This is a genomic window from Geomonas anaerohicana, assembly GCF_016458305.1.
Lineage (GTDB): Bacteria > Desulfobacterota > Desulfuromonadia > Geobacterales > Geobacteraceae > Geomonas > Geomonas anaerohicana.
In genome coordinates this window covers 78,092-94,912 of sequence record NZ_JAEMHL010000008.1, presented here as the reverse complement: position 1 = coordinate 94,912, position 16,821 = coordinate 78,092, and the positions used below count along the sequence as shown (strand labels likewise).

The 16,821-nt window shown below is 63.0% G+C and carries 11 protein-coding genes and 2 riboswitches; of the genes, 6 read left to right on the top strand and 5 right to left on the bottom strand.

Annotated elements, in window-relative coordinates:
- Positions 1-29: 29 nt before the first annotated feature.
- Together JFN91_RS15105 and JFN91_RS15100 are read right to left on the bottom strand one after the other, a co-directional pair.
- The gene (locus tag JFN91_RS15105) at positions 30-2,309 is read right to left on the bottom strand and encodes an Ig-like domain-containing protein (protein ID WP_199390020.1); all 2,280 of its coding nucleotides are present in this window, start codon (positions 2,307-2,309) and stop codon (positions 30-32) included.
- Positions 2,310-2,538: 229 nt separating this feature from the next.
- Positions 2,539-2,615: riboswitch (cyclic di-GMP riboswitch) on the bottom strand.
- 119 nt (positions 2,616-2,734) lie between these two features.
- Positions 2,735-2,810: riboswitch (cyclic di-GMP riboswitch) on the bottom strand.
- Between the two features lie 364 nt (positions 2,811-3,174).
- Positions 3,175-3,648, bottom strand: a complete 474-nt coding sequence (locus JFN91_RS15100) for an Lrp/AsnC family transcriptional regulator (protein ID WP_199390019.1) — start codon at positions 3,646-3,648, stop codon at positions 3,175-3,177.
- A gap of 163 nt (positions 3,649-3,811) precedes the next feature.
- On the opposite strand from JFN91_RS15100, the gene ald reads away from it, so the two are divergent.
- On the top strand, positions 3,812-4,927 hold the full coding sequence (gene ald / locus JFN91_RS15095) for an alanine dehydrogenase (RefSeq protein ID WP_199390018.1): 1,116 nt from the start codon (positions 3,812-3,814) through the stop codon (positions 4,925-4,927).
- Between the two features lie 157 nt (positions 4,928-5,084).
- Here the strand turns inward: ald and JFN91_RS15090 are convergent, their stop codons facing one another.
- Both JFN91_RS15090 and JFN91_RS15085 read right to left on the bottom strand, forming a co-directional pair.
- On the bottom strand, positions 5,085-5,948 hold the full coding sequence (locus JFN91_RS15090) for an ABC transporter substrate-binding protein (RefSeq protein WP_199390017.1): 864 nt from the start codon (positions 5,946-5,948) through the stop codon (positions 5,085-5,087).
- Complete coding sequence (locus tag JFN91_RS15085) at positions 5,948-7,825, bottom strand: TonB-dependent receptor plug domain-containing protein (protein ID WP_236015192.1); 1,878 nt, start codon at positions 7,823-7,825, stop codon at positions 5,948-5,950. The genes JFN91_RS15090 and JFN91_RS15085 overlap by 1 nt, the downstream gene beginning before the upstream one ends.
- Positions 7,826-8,189: 364 nt before the next feature.
- Between JFN91_RS15085 and JFN91_RS15080 the strand changes: the two genes are divergently transcribed.
- The gene (locus JFN91_RS15080) at positions 8,190-10,547 is read left to right on the top strand and encodes a hybrid sensor histidine kinase/response regulator (protein ID WP_199390015.1); all 2,358 of its coding nucleotides are present in this window, start codon (positions 8,190-8,192) and stop codon (positions 10,545-10,547) included.
- Positions 10,548-10,635: 88 nt separating this feature from the next.
- On the opposite strand, the gene JFN91_RS15075 is transcribed toward JFN91_RS15080, so the two are convergent.
- Positions 10,636-11,640, bottom strand: a complete 1,005-nt coding sequence (locus JFN91_RS15075) for a peptidylprolyl isomerase (protein ID WP_199390014.1) — start codon at positions 11,638-11,640, stop codon at positions 10,636-10,638.
- Between the two features lie 397 nt (positions 11,641-12,037).
- On the opposite strand from JFN91_RS15075, the gene JFN91_RS15070 reads away from it, so the two are divergent.
- From JFN91_RS15070 to JFN91_RS15055, 4 genes are all read left to right on the top strand, one after another.
- Entirely contained in the window at positions 12,038-13,405 is a 1,368-nt protein-coding gene (locus tag JFN91_RS15070; RefSeq protein WP_199390013.1) for a cytochrome c3 family protein, read from the top strand.
- A gap of 353 nt (positions 13,406-13,758) precedes the next feature.
- Positions 13,759-14,694: a hypothetical protein gene (locus JFN91_RS15065; RefSeq protein ID WP_199390012.1), complete on the top strand. Its 936-nt coding sequence runs from the start codon at positions 13,759-13,761 to the stop codon at positions 14,692-14,694.
- A 379-nt stretch (positions 14,695-15,073) separates the two neighbouring features.
- On the top strand, positions 15,074-16,078 hold the full coding sequence (locus tag JFN91_RS15060) for an NHL repeat-containing protein (RefSeq protein ID WP_199390011.1): 1,005 nt from the start codon (positions 15,074-15,076) through the stop codon (positions 16,076-16,078).
- 17 nt (positions 16,079-16,095) lie between these two features.
- Positions 16,096-16,671 carry a cytochrome c3 family protein gene (locus JFN91_RS15055; RefSeq protein ID WP_199390010.1) on the top strand — a complete coding sequence of 192 codons (576 nt, stop codon included), beginning with the start codon at positions 16,096-16,098 and terminating at the stop codon, positions 16,669-16,671.
- Positions 16,672-16,821 lie beyond the last annotated feature (150 nt).

The following is a 16,821-nucleotide window of genomic DNA, read 5'->3' as shown; positions in this document are numbered from 1 at the left end:
CCTTTTTTCATGCCGGGCGGCGGCCCGGGTTAGTCGTCGTAGCGCTCCTTGCGCTTGAGCCTGAGCTCGCTGAGGGTCGCCTTGCGGTAGATGACGTTGCGGGTGACGGTGCTGCTGTTGCCGGCGGCGTCGGTGGCGACTACGGTGATCGCGTAGGTGCCGTTTTTCAGGAACCTGAGCTGCTGCTTGAAGACGCCGGTGCTGTCGACCTTGGGCTTGTAGGTGCGGCCGCTCATCTTCACCAGGACGGTGGCCTTGCCGACCGTGTCGGCCACGGTGCCGGTCAGGACGATGCTGCTCTTGCTGGTGGTGATGTCCTGGGCCGGATAGGTGACTGCCATGGTCAGGGCACCGGTCGGGGTGTAGGTCACGGTGCGCTTGGCGCTGGTGACGTTGCCGGCCAGGTCGGTCGCGGTGATGGTGATGGTGTTGACGCCGGCCACCAGGTTGACGGTGGCAGTGAAGGTGTTGCCGCTGATGGAGGCCGAGGTCTGGTTGCCGCTGTTGTCGGTCACGGTGACGGTGGAGCTTTCGTCGACGGTCCCGGTCACGGTGATGTAGGACTGGGCGGAGTCGCTGTTGTCGCCGGGGGCGGTGATGGCAAGTACCGGCGCAGTCGGGTCGAAGTTGATGGTGCGGGCGTCGCTCTGGGCGTTGCCGGCCTGGTCCACGGCCACCACGGTGATCACGTTGGCGCCGGTAACCAGGGGGACGGCGGCGCTGAAGGAGCCGTCGGGGTTGATGGTGACGGCCTGGCCGTTGATGGTGAGCGACTGCAGCCCGCCGGCGTCGGTGGCGCTGCCGCTGATGTTGAGGGTCACCTTGTTGGTGTAGGAGCCGTCCGCGAGGGTCGAGACGACCAGGGTCGGGTTGGTGGTGTCGGCGGTCGGGGCGGGGATGGTCACGGTGACCGACGCGCTCTTGCCGATCGATACGTTGCCTGCCGCGTCCTTGGCGAAGGCGTAGAAGGTGTTGCTACCCTCGACGGCGGTCACCACTGCCGAGGGGGCCATGCTCCAGCCCATGGCGCCTGCGGACGGTGCTGCGGAGCTGGTGCTGATCAGGTAGCCGGTGACGGCGACGTTGTCGGTGGCGGTGAAGGCGCTAACCGGCACGGTCAGGGTGGTGGCGGTGGCCGGCAGGGTGAAGGTCCCGACGACCGGAGCGGTGGTGTCGGGGAGGGTGACGGTCACGGTCGCGCTCAGCGCGGCGGAGACGTTGCCTGCCGCGTCCTTGGCCCAGGCGTAGAAGGTGTTGTTCCCGGCGACGGCGGTGACGCTGGCCGGTGCGGTGGCGCTCCATCCTGCTGCGGAGGCGGCCGGTGCCGCCGAGCTGGTGCTGATCAGGTAGCCGGTGACGGCGACGTTGTCGGTGGCGGTGAAGGCGCTAACCGGCACGGTCAGGGTGGTGGCAGTGGCGGGCAGGGTGAAGCTCCCCACGACCGGAGCGGTGGTGTCGGGGAGGGTGACGGTCACGGTCGCGCTCTTCGCGGCGGAGACGTTGCCGGCGGCATCCTTGGTCCAGGCGTAGAAGGTGTTGCTCCCGGCCACCGCGGTGACGCTGGCCGGTGCGGTGGCGCTCCACCCTGCTGCGGAGGCGGCTGGTGCCGCCGAGCTGGTGGTGATCAGGTAGTCGGTGACGGCGACGTTGTCGGTGGCGGTGAAGGCGCTAACCGGCACGGTCAGGGTGGTGGCGGTGGCCGGCAGGGTGAAGCTGCCCACGACGGGCGCGGTGGTGTCGGCGGCGGGAGCCGCGGCAACGGTGAAGGAGTTGGTGCTGACGTACTGGTAGCCGTGGTTGGGGTTGTTGGGGTCGGGGGTCCAGCCGGCGCCGAAGGCCGCGGAGGATGTGTCGTACTGGTTGCCGTACCACCCCACCTGCCAGGTGTAGGTGCCGGCGGCGGCCGGTGCCGGCGCGGTCAGGATGGCGGGGAGGGTGGTCGAGCTCCCCATGCCGCTGGCGGCGCCGTTGGAGATGGCCACCTGGGCGCCGTTCTGGTCGAGCAGTACGGCACGGACCCAGCCGGTGCGGTAGCCGCCGGTGATGGTGACGGACACGGTGTCACCGGGGGCGTAGGAGGTCTTGTCGGTGGCCCCGGCCACGTTGATGGTGTTCTTGGTGCTGGTGGCATGGGTGCCGTGGGCGTGACAGCCGTTGCAGGTGGAGGTCGCGGTGTGGCAGTTCACGCACCCCATGGTGGTATAGTAGGACGACTGTGCCTGCGCCTCGTTGCGCCAGAGCTGAAAGGACAGCAGGGACAGTGCGAAGACAAACAACACCAGTAACCTTCCTTGATTCTTTTGAGTCATGCTTTCTCCTTTGGTTGTAAGAAACCTTTTGTGTTTGTTTGAGATGCTGCGGTTTTTCCTCATACAGCTTCGGGACATCCGGAGTGTGTATCTCCTCCTTTGGCATTGCCTGCCGCTACCAGGTGGCGTGGGCTCAGGCTGTAACTCCGGAAGCATAAGGACTGCGACTGCGATGGTACAGGTTTGGTTCGGGCACGAAAAAAGCCGGGCGCGAACATCGTAAAGATATTTCGGCGACCCGGCTGTCTCGGTGAGACCCTGTAGGCTTTCCGTCCCACCCTCGCGGGTGGTTTAGTATTGTCGTGTATCGGTTGATTTGGCTCCGCAGGGGACGCTGCGGATATGTGGTGCGTGGGCGTTAGGGCAAGGAAATCCTCCCGAAGACGCGCGCAAAAAAAGCCGGGCGCGAGTATCGTGAGTGATATTTCGGCGACCCGGCTGTCTCGGTGAGACCCTTAGGCTTTCCGTCCCACCCTCGCGGGTGGTTTAGTATTATCGTGTACCACAATTTTTATAGATGCTGAATCCGATATATCTCATCACGACAAAATTGGTCAACAAGAAAAAAACAGCAACTGTCAGCCACATGTGAAAAAGAAATTTCTGTCGATGGGCCAGCGCAGTGTCAGCGGAGGTCGTAGCAATGAGCAAAAAATGGTATGAATTAAGGGCCGGGCGAGCCCTGGTGCCATTGCCTTAAGTTAGCGAATACAGAAGCCGCTTGGGTAATGTGAGTCAAACGCGCATGCTGTGAAAGTTTCTTTCAAATTCAAACTGTTAACGACGCCGGTTGTAACAGTATCTTTATAAAACTGCTACGAAAAGGTAACGCCTGCATTCCAGAAAAATAATCGCCAGGAGCGGGCTACAGCGGCAGCGAGGTCCTGCTTACCACGGTGCGCAGGGCGAAAGAGGACTGCACCCGCAAAACACCCGGAAGGCCGGTCAGCTTGTTGTGCAGGCGCAGGTAGTCGTCGGTATCCTTGACGATCACCCGCAGCAGGTAGTCGACGTCGCCGGACATGAGGTAGCACTCCATCACCTCGGGCACGGTCGTGATCGCCTCCTCGAAGCTGGACAGCTTCTCCCGCTGCTGCCCGTCCAGGGTGACGCGCACGAAGACGTTGCCCGGCTTGCCGATCGCCCCCTGGTCCACCAGCATCACGTAGCGGTCGATGATGCCGTTTTGCTCCAAAAGGCGCACCCGGCGCAGGCAGGCGGATTCGGAGAGGCCGACCAGTTCGGCGAGCTGCACGTTGGAGAGCCTGCCGTCCTTCTGCAGCTCGTTGAGAATGGCCCGATCAATCTTGTCTACGGCTCCTGGCGCAATATCCTTCATCGATGCTCCTTTATTTTGAAATCTTCTGCGAAAAAATATCCTCTTTGCCCGTGATTCGCAAGAAAAAACCGGACCTTTTTTGGTATGCTAGCTACAGGTGTTGAAACTCCGGCCGCGGCGGCTCAACCGGCTTCCAGCCGACCAAAAAGGAAAGGAAACGAAGATGATCGTCGGAATTCTCAAGGAAATCAAGGTAGAGGAAAATCGCGTCAGCATGACCCCGGCTGGGGTGGAGGTCATGGTGGGGCACGGGCACACCATGCTGGTGGAGGCCGGCGCCGGTGCCGGCAGCGGCTTCGCGGACGAGGCCTACCAAAAGGCCGGCGCCGAGATCGTGGCCACCCCCGCGGAGATCTATCGCCGCAGCGACATGGTCATGCACGTCAAGGAGCCGCAGCCCAGCGAGTACGACCTGATCCGCGAGGGGCAGATCGTCTTCACCTACTTCCACTTCGCGGCGGCCGAGGGGCTCACCCGCGCCTTCATCAAGAGCAAGGGGGTCGCGGTCGCCTACGAGACCATCACCGGTCCGGGCAACTCGCTGCCGCTTCTGACCCCGATGAGCGAGGTCGCCGGCCGCATGGCGGCCCAGCAGGCGGCCAAGTACGCGGAGCGGGCCCAGGGTGGGCGCGGCATCCTTTTGGGCGGGGTCCCGGGCGTGGCGCCTGCCACCGTGGTGGTCATCGGCGGCGGCGTGGTCGGCACCCACGCGGCGCAGATGGCGTGCGGCATGGGGGCCAAGGTCTACCTCCTGGACATGAGCCTGGAGCGCCTGCGCCACCTCTCCGAGGTGATGCCCAAGAACTGCTTCCCGGTGATGTCGTCTCCGGCCACCATCCGCGAACTGGTCAGGGAGGCGGACGTGGTGATCGGGGCGGTGCTGGTGCACGGCGCCAAGGCCCCCAAGCTGGTCACCCGCGACATGCTGAAGACCATGAAACCCGGGGCGGTGCTGGTGGACGTCGCCATCGACCAGGGGGGCTGCTTCGAGACCTCGCGCCCGACCACGCACCGCGAGCCGACCTACCTCGAGGAAGGGGTGCTGCATTACTGCGTCGCCAACATGCCGGGCGCGGTGCCGCTCACCTCGACGGCGGCGCTCACCAACGCCACGCTCCCTTACGCGGTGGCGCTGGCGGACCGCGGCTGGCGCGACGTGGCGCGCAGCAACGCCGGCGTCCGGGAAGGGATCAACATCGCGCTGGGGCAGGTGACCTACCGCGGCGTCGCCGAGGCCTTCGGGCTGGAGTACACCCCGGTGGGCGAGGTGCTCGGCTAAACGGAGCGGCAACGCAGCAGTAAAAAAAGAAGAGGCCAGCCGGTAAAACGGCTGGCCTCTTTTTGTTTGGCCCCATGGGCGATCCTCTGCGCCTCAAAGCCCCGCACCGCGGGAGGGGACTGGCTCCGCCAGGTGCCTGTCCCTTAAGCCCCTTCTGCTACCGCCCTTCCGGCATCTTCAGGCGCAGCTTGCGCAGCACGCTCTCGTTCACCTGGAGCCGGACCTTGCGCGGCTCCAGCACGGGGACCTTGTGGTAGACCCCGCTTCTCAACAGGGAGAGGGTCAACTCGCCCGCCTGCACCCCGATGTCATGGGGGTCGATGTCCAGCGATGCCGCGGCGCCGTTTTTCAGGTACTGGCTGGTGAAGGTGACGGCAGGGATCCCTTCGGTCATGGAGAAGAGGAGCAGCGCCTCCATGTTGACCGTGGTGACCACGGTGCTGTCCGGGAGCAGCCACAGCAGGTCCACCTCCCCCTTGAGCTTCTCCAGTTTTCCCTGCAGGTCGCGCGAGTTGCGCACCGGCTCCATGTTCAGGCTGACCCCGTAGTCCGCCGCATCGGCGCCGGCCCGTCTCAGATAGAGCCCCGACAGCTTCGGGTCGTAAAGGACCCCGACCCGCTTCACGCCGAGCTGGCCGAACAGTTCCAGGTAGCGCTCGGGGGGCGCGATCATGGTCACCCCGCCCACATGGTCGAGCTGGGACTTTTGCGACAGGGAGAGGGCGAGCATGGAGACCACCGGCACCTCCCGGATCTTGCGGCAGGCGGTCAAGGCCTTGTCGCCGACGGCGACCACCAGCCTCGGGCGCTCCTCCCGGACCAGGCGCTGTACGTCCACCTCGGCGTAGTCGGAGAGCACCAGGGGCTGCTCGTTGCTTTTCGCCGCGGCGCGGAAGCCGCGCAGGGCCTCGGAGTAAACCGGGCTGCGGCTGGACTGCAGGATCAGGAGGTCCGAGGCGAGTGCCGGGGCGGCCATGACCGATGCCAGGAGCAGCAGTATGCAGAGGGTGAGGGGGCGCATCAGAAGCGGAACCTCCCCCCGATTTCGAACCAGCGCGGCGCAGCCTGGTGGAAGTCGTACTGGTACAGCTTGGCGTCGAAGATGTTGCGCAGCGAGAAGAACAGTTCCGGCGAGTTGTCATGGGACGGCAACAGCTTCTGGTTCACATGCAGGTCGAAAAGCGTCGCCACCGGGTGCGCGCCGGGGGTGTCGAGGTTCCAGTCGGCGTAGTTGCCGGTCAAAACGCAGGTGAGGCCGGCCGGGGCGTTGTCGTAGCTGAGCGATCCCTTGAAGGCGTGGCGCGGGCCGGTCAGGCTGCCGTCCAGTTCCGCTCCGGTGCTGCTGTTTCTGGCATCGGTGAAGGTGTAGGCGCCGGTAAGCGCGAAGCCGTGCCAGGGGGAGGTGCGCAGCTCGAGGTCGACGCCGTGGCGGCGCTGGCGCTGCTTGCGCATCACGCCCGCCTGGTAGTCGTACTCCTGGACGTTCCAGACGTTGTTGTGAAACAGCATCCCCTTGAGCCAGAGGTAGGGGACCGCGCTGCTCTCCATCCCCCACTGCACCGTGGTCACCTGCTGCAACTCGTGCTGCACCTCGCCGTTGGTCGAGCCGTAGAAGCTGATCAGGGGGAGGCTGTAGCCGCGCGCGGCATAGCCGCGCATGAGGGTGCCCTCGCCCAGGCGCACGGTGGCGCCCAGGGTGGCGCTGAGCGGGTCGTCGAGCAGGTTCAGGTGGTCGACGCGCACGCCGGGGAGCAGCGAGAGCCGGCCGACGGTGAAGGTGCCGTTGGCGTAGGCGGAGTAACGGGTAAGGGTGAGGTCGGCGTCGCTGCCGGGCCTGTGCTGCACCAGTTCGGCCTGGCTCACCCCGATCCTCTCGAACTCGAGGCCGGTGATCACCCCCTGCTGGGCGTCCCCCAGGTTGAGGGCGGCGCTGTACCCCTGGTGCACTTCGCGCGCGTGGGCGTTGAAGAATATGAGGGGCTGGGAGAGCAGGCCGCGGCGGTCCGCCGTGTCGCGCACGCCGCCGCGGGCGGTGAGGTCGAGGCTGGCGCGCTCGGCCAGCGGCACCTGCAGGGTGAGGTAGCTGTTCAGGTAATGGGTGGTGCCGGTCTGGGCCATGTCATAGCGCGTCGAGGCCATGGTCCCGGTGTCGGCGTAGCGGGCGTCGAGCCCCAGGGTGGCCCTGGCGCCTCCTGCGAAGTCGTAGGTGATCTTGCCGAAGCCGTGGCTGAAGTCGACGTTGTTGCCGGGGAGAAGCCCGTCGGAGCGGATGGTCCCTCCGGTCAGGTAATAGCCGAAACCGTCGCGGGTGCCGCTTACTTCGCCCCTCAGGTCGCTGGTCGATTTCTTGCCGATGGAGGCGGAGGCGAGGCCGGCGGCGCCCCGGTCGGTCACCGGCGACTTGGTCACGATGTTGATCACGCCCCCAAGGGCCGAGCCCCAGGCCGCCGAGGCCGCACCCTTGATCACCTCGATGCGCTCGACCATCTGGACCGGGATCATGCCCACATGGGCCAGGTTCTCCGCGGAGACGAAGTTCTGCGGCACCCCGTCGATCTGTACCAGGATGTGCCGGTTCGGTGAGCCGAGGATGTCGTAGAGCATGATGCTGCCGGGGGTCTGCAACAGGTCCAGCTGCACGCCCGGGACGGTCTGCAGCACGTCGGCCACGGTGTGGGCGTTCAGGCGGGCGATCTCTTCGGCGGTGACGACGGTGACGTTTTCGGCGATGAGGGATGCGGGGCGGGGCAGGTGCGAGACGGCGTCGGGCTGGTCCTCGGACAGGCCCAGCGAGCGGGTCACCTCGTCCCCCTCCTCGCCCCTGGCGCTATACGGGGCCAGCGGGATCAGGAGCAGCAGCGAGGCGAGCAAAAGTTTGCGGAGGGATTTACCTGTCAAATATCCTGCCCATCGAAAAAAGAACGTTGACAGCTGCAGTTTTTTCTGGAAAAACTGGCTCAAAACTGGTCGTATACCTATCAGCTTAAGGGATTGCTGTCAAAACAATTTCCATTAATACTATCTGATGGCTGTCCTGTAGTCTTTTGACCCCAGATTTGTGGATGAACGCAAAGCTAGAAGCTGTGGTTCTTACTGTCGCGCATGAATCTGTCATACGGATCATAGCGTCACAGGTCCGGGCAGCGCACCCGCCGCGCAGGACGGGCCCCGGATCCTGCGTCGATCACGACCACGCAGTTGCACCGCTTCCCGCCCCGCGGGACGCGGGCGCTGCCCGGTCCACCCCGAGAAGGCCTTCGTCATGAACAGGTTGTCCTTGCCCCAGCGCTTTTGCACCTTCCGCTCCAGCTTTCAGTTCAAGCTCTTCCTGCGTTTCACCCTCTTCTCCGCGGTGATCGCCCTGGTCTGCGGCACGCTGTTCGTGCTGCACCAGATCCACCAGAACAAGAGTCACGCCGAGCAGATGCTGCAGCTGCAGGCGCGCGCCCTGGCCGACGCGGTGCGCCTTCCCCTGTACGCCGAGAGCACGGAGCTGCTGCAGGGACACGCCGCCGACACCCTGCGCCTGCCGGAGATCCGGGGCGTCGAGATCGTCAGCGCCCGCGGCAAGGTGCTGGTCCGGCTCACCTCCCCCCACCCCGGCCCGTCCGAGGAGTTGATCACCCAGACGGCCGAGGTGCACGGCCATCCCCTGAGCCTGTCGCCGGAACAGATCCTGGCCGGGGAGCAGGGGGCGCCGGGGGACCTGGTCGGGGAGGTGCGCCTGTACCGGGGCACCGACGACCTGTGGCGGGAAGGGAGACGCCTGGCGGCCCTGAGCGTGGTGCTCGCCACCGCCTGCTGGCTCTTCGTGAGCCTCTCCTGCTACGTGATCCTCAGGCGTGTCACCGCCTCCTTCAACACGCTCATGCGCGGCATGGAAAGGGTCCACGGCGGGGACTACGTCTCGCGCATCGACATCGTCTGCGACGACGAGCCGGGGCGGGCCTCGGCATCCTTGAACCAGTTGGCCGAGTCGCTTAGACAGCGCGAGCAGGAGAACCGCCGCCTGCACGCCGAACTCATGGCCGCCATGGACTTCGAGATCGCCTCCAAGGAGCAGCTGGTCTCCGTCAACCTGGACCTGGAAAAGGAGATCGAGCAGAGGACCCAGGCGCGCCAGGAGCTGAAGAACCTGGTGCAGCAGCTCCCCATGGGCATCGTCTGGTCCGACGAGCGCGGCGACATCGAGTACCAAAATTCCTTCATGCTGGACACCTTCGGCTACGGCGCGGAGCAGGCGCCCGACCTGGAGGCGCTCTTCGCCCTCATCTGCCCGGACCCGGAGTATCGCGAGGCGGTGCTGGCAAAGCGGCGCGCCGCCATCGCGGCGTGGGAACAGGGGAACCTGGTCACCTTCTACGAGGTGCGCGCCCTGTGCCGGGACGGCTCCACGCGCCACCTGAACTGCAGCAACCAGCGTTCCGGCGCCAGGATCGTCGACATCATGATCGACATGACCGAGCGCGAGCTTTTGCAGCAGCAGATCGTCAGGAACCAGAAGCTGGAATCGATCGGGGTCCTGGCCGGCGGCATCGCCCACAACTTCAACAACGCCCTGACCGGGGTGCTGGGCTACATCTCCTTCGCCAAGAAGTTTCTCGACCCCAGCCACGGCTCCCACGAACTGCTGCTGCAGGCGGAAAAAGCGACCATGCGCGCCGCCGGCTTCGCCAACCAGCTCCTCTCCTTCGCCAGGGGGGGCGCCCCCCTGCGGAAGGGGGTGCCGGTGGCGGCGCTGGTCGAGGAGTCGGTGCAGTTCTCCATCAAGGGGACCAACGTGCGCGCCGTCATCGAGCTCCCCCCGGAGCTGCCGCCGGTCTACGTGGACGACGGGCAGATGCGCCAGGCGTTCAACTGCATCTGCATCAACGCGGTGCAGGCCATGCCGGAAGGGGGGGAACTCACCGTAGCCGGCAGGCTGGTCTGCAGCGATCACGAGCGGCTGCCGGTGCCCCTGTGCGGCTCCTACGTGGAGCTTTCCTTCCGGGACGAGGGGAGCGGTATCCGTGACGAGCACAAGTCCAGCATCTTTACCCCCTATTTCACCACCAAGGCGCAACTGGGGACCGGGCTTGGACTGGCTACCGTGCACTCCATCGTCGCCAGGCACGGCGGCCTGATCAGCTTCGACAGCCAGTGGGGGAAGGGGACCACTTTCACCCTGTACCTGCCGGTCTTCAGCATCGAGCCGGTGGCGGCGCAGGCCGACGCCGAGCGCCCGGTGCGGGAGCGGGACCCGGTCAACGCGGTGCTGGTCATGGACGACGACGAGATGATCAGGGAGGTAGCCGAGGGAGCCCTCTCCGGGCAGGGGTACCGCGTCACCGTCTGCGGCACCGGCCACGAGGCGGTGGAGCTGTACCAGCAGGCCCTGGACAGCGGCGCCCCCTTCCTGGCCGCGGTCCTCGACCTCACCGTCCCCGGGGGGATGGGGGGGAAGGAGGCGGCCCAGAAGATCCTGGTCCGGGATCCGGCGGCGCGCCTGATCGTCTCCAGCGGCTACAGCGACGACGTGGTCATGCAGGACTTCCGTACCTACGGCTTCTGCGCCGCCACGGTGAAGCCTTACGACCCGGACCAACTGTGCCGGCTCTTGGACGGCTTGCGCCAGGCATAAAAAAGCAGCCAGGCCGGGAGAGAGTCGGCGCTGGCTGCAAACATGAATAACAGGTATGGTGATAGGGGCGCTGTCCCCTACGCTGCCGTTACACCCTGGTGATCTTCGCCTTGCTTTTCAGCTCGTCCACGAAGCTCATCACCGCTTGTCTTACCTTCTCCGCCTTCAGGTACTCGACGATCTTCGCCTTGGCCTCGTCGTAGCTTACCTTGCCCGCCTCGTGCTTTTCGACCAGCTTGATGATGTGGAATCCGAACTGGCTCTCCACCACGGAGCTGATCTCGCCCGGCTTCATGTCGAAGACCGCCTTCTCGAAGGAGGGCACCATCTGGCCGCGCCCAAAGCTGCCAAGATCTCCGCCCACCGTTGCACTGGGGCAGCCAGACTCGGCCTTGGCCACGGCGGCAAAGTCCTCGCCTCCCTTCACCCTTTTAAGCAGCGCCTCAGCCTTCTCCCTTGCCTTTTGTTTTTCCTCCGGCGTCATCTTCTCGTCCGTCTTTACGAGGATGTGGCTCGCCCGCGCACTTTCCGGCTTGGTGAAATACTTGTCCAGCCCCTCCTGGTAGAACTTCTGCGTGTCTGCGTCGCTTACCTCCGTCTTGGAGGCGAAGCGCTCCTCGATGAAGGTGTTAATCGCGATGGTCTTGCGCGTGTTGCGGGTCATTTCCTCAACCGTGAGGCCGCTCCCCTTGAGCGCTTGCTCGAAGGCGGCGGGGGAGGGGTAGAGCGCCTTTGTTTCTGCGATCTTCTTCTCGACCTGCTGGTCCAGATCCTTGATCTCGATCTTTGCCGCTTCCTGGTAGAGAAGCTCCGCCGTGGTGAGCTGGTCAAGCGCCGTTTGGGCCGCCTGTTTCATCTTTTCCTGCGAATTTTTCTGGTGCGATCCGCCTTGTGAGAGGATTACACGGCTGGCGCGCTCGACATCTGCGCGGGTTATGGCTACCCCGTTGACGAACTGCACCGCCTCCTTCACCTCCGCCGCCTGTGCCTGGGGAGCGGGAGCGGGGATGGCCGCTTTGTTGGCGCCGGCGCAGCCGGCGAGGCAGAGAAGCGCTGCGGTGCTCGATGCGATACTCTTGGTGATTCTCTTCATTGCATGGTCTCCTTTTTTGCATCGGATGGCTGTCTTGCTGGAGCTTTCCCGGGACACCTCCCAGGCGGCCACAGGGTGACAGCGGTAACTATAGCAATTCCAGAGCCAAACTTTGGTTTTGATTTAAATATCTGACTTTATAGATGCTTAACAGGGGCTTATTTGGGCGAGGCAGGTGGTGCCTGCGGGAAAACCCCCACCGCGGCATGGAGAGGTTTGCTGTGGTGGGGCAAATGCCCCACTTTTGCGCCGCCCACGCCGGCGGGCTGCGCCCACCCCAATTTCACGTTGACTTCCAGCCGCTTATGCGCTAACAAGGGGCTCACTTTTATATAGGTATTTATCTATATATGTGCCGACCCCGAATCCTACCGATGGCGGCGCCCAAGAGGTTCCCATGAAAAGATACCTGTTACTGCCGCCCTTGCTTGTCGCTCTCTCCGCCCTGAGCGCGGCGGCCGCTGAGAACTGCCTCAGCGTGGCCTGCCACGCCAAGGTTGGCGCCTACAAGCATCCACATGCTCCGGTTAAGGGGGACTGCCTCTCCTGCCACGTGCAGAAGGCGAAGGAACACCCGCTCCCCAAGGCGAAGAGCTTCGAGCTCGCCGCGAAGGGGAGCGCCCTGTGCGCCACGTGCCACGACGGCATCGGCAAGAAGAAGATCGTGCACCCGCCGGTGAAGGAGGGGGAGTGCACCTCGTGCCACAACCCGCACGGCGGTAACGGCAAATTCCTTATGGAGGCCGATGAAGACCGGAAAGAGCTCTGCTTTGGTTGCCACGACACCGCACCCTTTAAGAAACCGCATGTGCATGGCCCGGTCGCCGAAGGGGCCTGTACCGCCTGCCATGATCCGCATGACTCCAGCCAGAAGGCCCTGCTGAAGGGAGATGTCAAGGAACTTTGCCTGAAGTGCCACGAGGACTTCGCAAAGGGAATGAAGCAGGCGACCCGCGTACACGGCCCGGTGAAGAACACCCCCTGCACCTCCTGCCACGACCCGCACAGTTCTGTGAACCCCTCCCTACTGAAGGAGAAGATGCCGGAGTTGTGCATTGGCTGCCACAAGGACATTGGCAAGAAGATGAAGTCTGCCAAGCTGATGCACCAGCCTTTGACTGACGCCAAGGGGTGCGGCAACTGTCACTCCACTCATTACTCCTCGGCTAAGGGGCTTATGGCCGGTGACCAAAAGACCATCTGCCTCATTTGCCACGGCGCCAAACCGCCGGGAAATCCGCCTCTAAGGGACGTTACGAAGGAAATGGGCTTCGGCAAGAAGCTGCATGGGCCCATAAAGGACTCGAAATGTGACGGCTGCCATGACCCGCATGCATCCGACTATCGCCGCTTGCTGCTGGGGAACTACCCGACCTCCCTCTACACGCCGTACCGGGAGGGTGCTTATGACCTTTGCCTGCGCTGCCATGACAAAAACTTGCTACGCTACCCTGATACCACCCTCTACACCAAGTTCAGAAACGGCGACCGCAACCTCCATTACGTACACGTTTCCAATCGCATCAAGGGGCGTTCCTGCCTCGTCTGCCACGAAAGCCATGGGGCAGACGGCGAGAAACTGATGAACAAGGACGGCTCTCGTTTCGGGCAGTGGCAGATCAAGACGCGCCTGAAACTCACCGCAACGGGCGGCAGCTGCGCCCCTGGCTGCCACTGGGCCTACAGCTACGACCGGGTGAAGCCGGTGAACTACGCCACGCAGCCGCAGCAGCAGCCGTCTGCGCCGAACCAAAAGCCCAAATAGCGGTCCCACCCACCCCCTGTGCCATCCTGCCCCCCTCTCGCTTCTCGCGACAGGGGGATTTTTTTTTGCCCGAGGGCGTGCAAAACGCCCACAGCGAGACCCAGTGTGGGTGATCTCACCCATATGTCTCCCCGGGAACTTTTGCGCGCCGGACAGGCCGGTTGCGTGATTTCAATCACTTAATCCGTTATTTTCGTTTGGCACGGTGGTTGCTCATGAGTTGGGCGTTTGCTAATTCCGGCGTCCCTTCGGGGGGAGGTGACACCGGTCTTTAATCAGGTGAAATCCAAGTTGCAAAAGAGAGAGCCGAGCAGCGAGTTTTCACTACACATCACAAAACGGAGGAACATGTAATGAAAAAACAATTCGTGGCAGTAGCAGCAGTAGCGGGCCTCGCTCTCGGTGCGGCCGTTGCACAGGGCGCCAATTCCAGCGGCTCCAGCATCGTAGGTTCCGTTCACGATCTTAGCAACAGCGGTACCGGCGTTGCCATCTCGGACTATGGTATGACCAAGTCCGATCCGGGCAAAAGACTCTGCGCCTTCTGCCACTCCCCGCACCACTCTGCCGAGACCAACCAGAATCTAGCCACCACAGTCAACTTCCTTGGCGGCAACGGGACCGTGAACGCAGCGACCGGCGAAGTTACCGGCGGCACCACCGCACAGTACAAGATCTACGCACCGCTCTGGAGCCGCACCACCAACGTTGGTGACTACGGCACCTACGTGAGCCAGACCTTCGACCCGGCCCGCCAGGGCAAGGCGTACGACCCCCTGATCGGACCGTCCCGCCTCTGCCTTAGCTGCCATGACGGCAACATCGCCGTTGACTCCTACTACGGCGCTACCGGTGCCGCGGCCACCGATACCGGTGACCTCTTCGGTGGCAAGAGCGGTGGCCTCGGCAAAAGCTCCATCGGCATCGCAGGCGGCATCGTAGGCGCTGGCGGCGGGCTCACCAACGACCACCCGATCGGGATGAGGTACTCCGACTACGAGGGGAGCACCGATCCGAATGGCAACCCCTACGAGTTGAACCAGGTCACCACCAAATTCCCGAGGACCTCTGGCACCCCGACCAATACCATCAAGAGCGTACTGTATACCGATCCCTCTGATACCAACGTCAATGGCTTCGTCACCTGCGCCTCCTGCCACGATGTCCACAACGGCACCGCGGTGGGCAACCAGCCGGTTGCTTACGACGGCCAGACGGCCATGAAGGGCTTCCTGCTCTACGGCACCCAGGTTGGCTCCGCATTCTGCCTGACCTGCCACAAAAAATAGAGAGAACCTTCTCTGTGCAGCACCGGAGGCCGCCACTTTCGTGGCGGCCTTTTCGGTCTTAATCAGCCTGTAATCGACCAGATTTAACTTCACTTTTAACTCTTCTTGTTATATATACAACATAATTAATGTTTGCCGAAAAACGGGAGGAAACATGTCGCTCAGACTCGTAATGGGAACGATCATCGCTTCTTTGGGCTTGATCCTTTTGGGAGGGTGCGCATCCGATACCAAAAAGATTGTTCAATTCTGGCCCCCGGCGCCCGACGAACCCAGAATCCAGTACCTTACGAGAATCACCGATTCGAGCGACGTCGTTGTCAGAAAGTCCTTCTCACTCCTCGATACGGGGGGAAGTCAGGAGCAGATCATCCCTATCATGAAGCCGTACGGCCTCGCTGCCAGGAAAGGAATGCTCTACGTCGTTGACTCGGTCCAGGCTCAGGTGATCATGCTTGACCTGCCCAGGAAGAAGGCTTCCGTACTCAGCGGGAACACCGGAGCGGGTAAGCTGCAAAAACCGCTCTGGGTAACGGTGGATGCCGATGGGGTGCTTTACGTGGCGGACACCTCGCGCAAGAAGGTGCTCAAGTACGGTCCCGACGGGAGTTATCAGGGAGTCGTGAGTGAAGAGGATATGAAGCCGGTAGGCGTCGAAGTCGACGACCTCTATGTTTACATACTGGACCAGCAAAACGGCTTGGTCCGGGTCTACGACCGTCGCACCTCCGCTCCGGTGCGCAGCTTCGGTCAAGAATCGGAGAACCCGCTGGGACGTCTTGCTACGCCCCTTGCCTTGGGATTGGACGGCAAAGGCGGCGTGTTTGTCAGCAACCTCGATGGCAGGCTGGTCGAATTCGACCGCGACGGTCACGCGCAGCGCTCCTTTGGGAAGTTGGGCACCGGTCTTGCCGAATTCAATCGTCCCCGTACCATCTCCTTCGATAAAGGTGGGATTATGTACGTCGTCGATGCTGCCACCCAGAACGTACGACTTCTGGACAAGGACTTCAGGCTTCTCATGTCCTTTGGAGAACCCGGCACACCAGGCTCCCTCAACGTCCCGGCAGGGCTCGCGGTGTCGGACGAGGATCTCGACTACTACCAGAAATTTGCAGCTCCGGATTTCGTCCTGGACCGCGTGATCTTCGTGATCAGCCAATTTGGCGAGAGCAAGATCAGCGTGTACGGCTTAGGGAAGAAGAAAGGTGTCGACTACGACGCTCTCGTCAAGGAGCGGATCGAGCAGATCCGTCAGAAAGAGGAGGCTATGACGGAGGCGGAGAAGAAGGAGAAGGCAAAGGAGCAGGCAAAGGAGCAGGCAAAGGATGGAAACCCAGCTCCGGCCGCAATGACGCCGCCCGCTTCTGCCCCTAGTAAGTAAGAGTTGGTCGCACCCGTATGAGAATCATACTGTCACGAATCCTCGTGTTGGTTGTTGCCGTACTGACTCTTGCCGGATGCGAGCCGGCGGCCAGGCAGAGGTTTCTGACCACCTTCTTTGACGAGGTGCCCGTGCTGCCTCCTGTTGAAGAATACTGCGCCGAGGCGGCAGTTAAAAACACGGTACAAACCTCCGCCGGCAAACCGGTTGCCGTTGTGAAGCCGGAGTACAAGCCAAGCAGCCATCCCCCCTACGAGGAGAAGCGCTGCAACGGCTGTCATGAGGCGGAGAAGACGACTATCAGCGGCCTGATCAGGCCGCGAAACGAACTGTGCTTTCTCTGCCATCCCCGTATTCTAAAGCACCGGTTCGCCCATGGTCCGGCGGCGGAGGGAGATTGCCTTGCCTGCCATTTCCCGCATGAGGGGAGCTATCCCTCTCTATTGCTGCTGGAACCGGAGCGCTTGTGTGACAAATGCCATCTCGAAGCGCGTGCCGCAGCGGGAATGCACGCCAAAATCGAGGCTAACGGAGTCAGATGTATCGATTGCCACGATCCCCATTCGGGCGACTCCAGATACTTTCTCAAGTAGGAAGGACGAAGCTTGCTGGGGAACCGGATGTCCCGTTTGCACAACCAAAGACGACGGTGTTTGCCACTGTGGAATGCAGTGCCGTGGGTTGGAGTATTGCTCTGCCTGCTCCTCGCTCGACGCGAGGCCTCCGCCTTTTCTCTCCTCGCC

Excerpts from the sequence above, each read along its gene's own strand:
- JFN91_RS15090 (WP_199390017.1), bottom strand. The coding sequence starts at position 5,948 with ATGCGCCCCCTCACCCTCTGCATACTGCTGCTCCTGGCATCGGTCATG.
- JFN91_RS15060 (WP_199390011.1), top strand. The coding sequence starts at position 15,074 with ATGAAGCCGTACGGCCTCGCTGCCAGGAAAGGAATGCTCTACGTCGTT.
- JFN91_RS15100 (WP_199390019.1), bottom strand. The coding sequence starts at position 3,648 with ATGAAGGATATTGCGCCAGGAGCCGTAGACAAGATTGATCGGGCCATT.
- JFN91_RS15075 (WP_199390014.1), bottom strand. The coding sequence starts at position 11,640 with ATGAAGAGAATCACCAAGAGTATCGCATCGAGCACCGCAGCGCTTCTC.
- JFN91_RS15055 (WP_199390010.1), top strand. The coding sequence starts at position 16,096 with ATGAGAATCATACTGTCACGAATCCTCGTGTTGGTTGTTGCCGTACTG.
- ald (WP_199390018.1), top strand. The coding sequence starts at position 3,812 with ATGATCGTCGGAATTCTCAAGGAAATCAAGGTAGAGGAAAATCGCGTC.
- JFN91_RS15080 (WP_199390015.1), top strand. The coding sequence starts at position 8,190 with ATGAACAGGTTGTCCTTGCCCCAGCGCTTTTGCACCTTCCGCTCCAGC.
- JFN91_RS15105 (WP_199390020.1), bottom strand. The coding sequence starts at position 2,309 with ATGACTCAAAAGAATCAAGGAAGGTTACTGGTGTTGTTTGTCTTCGCA.
- JFN91_RS15070 (WP_199390013.1), top strand. The coding sequence starts at position 12,038 with ATGAAAAGATACCTGTTACTGCCGCCCTTGCTTGTCGCTCTCTCCGCC.
- JFN91_RS15065 (WP_199390012.1), top strand. The coding sequence starts at position 13,759 with ATGAAAAAACAATTCGTGGCAGTAGCAGCAGTAGCGGGCCTCGCTCTC.